This window comes from Trichococcus ilyis (genome assembly GCF_900109135.1).
Taxonomy (GTDB): domain Bacteria; phylum Bacillota; class Bacilli; order Lactobacillales; family Aerococcaceae; genus Trichococcus; species Trichococcus ilyis.
Window position 1 is genome coordinate 1 of sequence record NZ_FNYT01000056.1, and the last position, 2,483, is coordinate 2,483.

At 45.6% G+C, this 2,483-nt stretch carries 2 protein-coding genes; both read right to left on the reverse strand.

The window, feature by feature from the left end; genetic code table 11:
- Positions 1 to 36: 36 nt before the first annotated feature.
- Entirely contained in the window at positions 37 to 804 is a 768-nt protein-coding gene (gene istB / locus BMX58_RS14485) for an IS21-like element helper ATPase IstB (RefSeq protein WP_016252698.1), read from the reverse strand.
- A complete protein-coding gene (gene istA / locus BMX58_RS14490) occupies positions 801 to 2,366 on the reverse strand; it encodes an IS21 family transposase (RefSeq protein ID WP_093088883.1) in 1,566 nt (521 codons plus the stop codon). Before istA ends, istB begins: the two co-directional genes overlap by 4 nt.
- Between the last annotated feature and the right edge of the window lie 117 nt (positions 2,367 to 2,483).

The window sequence follows — 2,483 nt, forward strand, 5'->3', positions numbered from 1 at the left end:
TGTCAGCGTCAAGTAGAATTGAACAGTTAACGCCAATTAATTTTGAACACTTTCGCTCACAAACATGCTCTGGCGATGCTTCATACGGTAGCTGGCTTCATTCATGTGAACGACCTCCGCTCGATGCAGAATACGGTCTAAGATAGCCATTGCGACTCCCTCATCGCCCAATAATTCTCCCCATTGGTCGGGGCTCTTATTGGAGGTCAAGATGATTGAACTCCGTTCATATAGATGATTGATCAAATGAAAAAACAGGGTAGCTTCCCTTTGGTCCATTGCCATATACATCAAATCATCAATAATCACTAAATCAGATGCTCGGATCCGATTGAGCTGGACCTGCGCTTTTCGCGTGAATTCTTCAGTTTTCAGAAGGGAGAGTAGTTCTCCCATTGTCACGAATGTTACCTGAAACCCCTTCTGGATGGCCTCCATGCCTAAGGCAATGGACAAGTGCGTTTTCCCCACACCGCTCGGACCCAAAAAGATGAGATTATACTGCTGCTCAAGCCAAGTAAGCTCTTGGAGCTGGGTAAGCTGCCGTTTGCTCAGAGAAGTCTGATCTGATAGGTCGAATTCCGTAAGTGTTTTGTGGTACGGGAACTTAGCCCATTTCAATCGTTTCTGAACACTTTTTTCCTCGCGCTTCCTTAATTCGAAGCACACAATCTCCTGCACCAGTTCCCGGTAGGTCCAGGAGGCTTGTTCGGCTTTACGGAAAAGCTCAGGCAACTCGCTCGCAGTTTCCACCAAGCGCAGCTGTCTGAACTGGCTTTGCAGCGCGTCCATGCTATCATTCATGAGGCGGCACCTCCCAGAATTTCCGTATAGGTACTCATCGGATGCGTCTCCACGTTGATATCAGCGCAATCCGATCGGACCGCTTGTACGGGTGGAACAGGCGGCGTCTCTTTCCGAGGGGCAGCCAAGTATTTAGCCACATCCGTAAAGTCATTCGCACTCATCAGATGTTCAGACATACACTTCTGTAGGGCCTCATCAATGACAGTGGGGTATTCGAGGGCCGCTTTCTGCAGAACGGCCAGTTGGTCTCTTTTATAGCGCGGATACTTCTCCATCAAGATATCAATGTATCGTGAGGCAAGCTCCAAATCTTTGAACTGCTGCGCAACGGTTTCCTTATAGCTTTGAATGCCCTTCGAACGATCGCGCCCATGGTTTTTATTTTTGATCAGTTTGCCTGTTGAAGTTTCCAGAGGATGGTTCGCCAGAATTTCCCCATCGGGCTGTTTTCTGATAATAAGCCGTTCTTGATCGTTCGTATCTTCCTTGATTTCAATAGCCACTGTATTCAGGCCTTTCGGTCTGTAAGTGCCTAGGGGCACGGAATAACGGTTTGATTTATAAAAAACCGTATTGTCCTTGTTTACCGTTCTTGTTATACTTGAACCGGTGATACTCTCGGTTGAGAGTAGTTTAGAGACTGGTTTTAAGTGTTGCTTTTCGAGGAGAAACACTTCTACCGGTCTCTTTTTTGTTGTTCCATGAACCCTTTGGTTGCCCGTTCTTTCCAACCAGGCTAAACAGCGCTCATTCCAGTTCTCGATTGTCGTATAAATCCGGCTATCGGCGAAATTTCGTTTCACATACTTTACCGTGCTCTCCACTTTTCCTTTGGATTCGGGGTCGGCTTTGCGGCATAAATGGACTCTGAACTTCCGTTGCTGTTTGTACGCTTGAAATTCAGCGGTCAGAATCATGTCTCCAGCGTGCTCACTCACAGTGATGAGGTGATCCTGATCATAAACGATTTCTTCCGGCATGCCACCAAAGAATTCGAAGGCATTCTCGTGGCTTCGAATGGCATCACGAGTCGTAAAGGGGCGGTTTTGCCATTCCACATAGCGGTAGCGTGAATGGGAAAGTAAGAAACAAATGCAGTATAATTTGATTTCTCTTTGATCCTGTGTCTTTTGACGCGTTTCGCCCCAATCGACTTGTACCTGTTTTCCCATCGGTTGTTCTTCGACCGCCTCGTATTGCCTCACAACTTTAGTTTTAGCTATCTGATATTCTTCTCGTATTTGATTCACATATAACCGCATCGTACTTTCACCAACGGTGAAGTCGGGGAATTTCTCAAGCAGCCAATCCTGTATTTGAGACGCATTCAGATGCGGATACTCTTGAAGCCAAGCAACAATCCAATCCTTGTATGGGTCCAATTTCTTCTTCCTCGAACTTAATGAATTGACCCATTCGAAAGCTTCTTCCGGTGTCTTCTCCATGTAGTTATAAACCGTTGTGCGGGATACCTTCAACTGCTTTGCGATTTGTTGGATGGAAAAGCCCCGCTCCTTCATCTGTTGAATTTCCAAATATAACATTAACTTCTTCTTCACCTTTCGTCCTCCAATAACCTAAGATACCTTTAAAAGTATACAGGATTGGAGATATTCTTTGGTGAAAGTGTTCAATCTTATTCATCGAAAACTGTTCAATTTAGTTTAGCACTGACA